This is a genomic window from Lacinutrix sp. YIN62 (assembly GCF_057219185.1).
Genome location: NZ_JBXVVH010000087.1, coordinates 1 through 696, shown reverse-complemented (window position 1 = coordinate 696; position 696 = coordinate 1). Strand labels below are relative to the sequence as shown.

The 696-nt window shown below is 32.5% G+C and carries 1 protein-coding gene; it reads right to left on the bottom strand.

The genetic code is table 11. The annotated features are described in order from the left end of the window. On the bottom strand, positions 1 to 696 hold a 696-nt coding region (locus tag AC2D8I_RS16315), incomplete at both ends, for an IS256 family transposase (RefSeq protein WP_484707179.1).

The following is a 696-nucleotide window of genomic DNA, read 5'->3' as shown; positions in this document are numbered from 1 at the left end:
ACTTGGAGTTCCATTTGCTTTTAAAATCTTCTAAAGCAGCTTTAGCAGCTTCTTTTGTAGGAGCTGTGTAGATTTGTTTCATATCTTTAGTAAACTCTTTTTTGTCTTTCCAAACTACATATTTACATGAATTTCTAATTTGATGTACTACACATATTTGTGTGGTAGAATCAGGAAATACTGTTTTTATAGTATCTGTAAATCCGTTCAAATTATCGGTAGCAGTAATGAGTATATCTTGTGTTCCTCTTGCTTTAATATCGGTAAGCACTGTCATCCAAAAAGCTGCGGATTCATTTTTACCTAACCACAAGCCTAATACTTCTTTTTTACCGTCTGTTCTAAGTCCTACAGCGATATAAATAGTCTTGTTTATTACTTTGGAGTTTTCTCTAACTTTAAAGACAATACCATCCATCCAAACAATTAAATAAGTGACTTCTAAAGGTCTGTTTTTCCATGCAACTATATCATTGGTAATACTATCAGTTATTCTTGAAATAGTAGATGTAGAGATGTTGAAATCGTATAATTCTCTAATTTGTTCCTCTATATCAGAATTACTCATTCCTTTAGCATACAATGAAATGATAAGGTTTTCTACACCTTCTGTTGTGCTTTCTCTTTTCTTTACAAGCATTGGGTTAAAAGAACCTTCTCTATCTCTAGGAACTTGGATCTCTGTTTCTCCTAAGG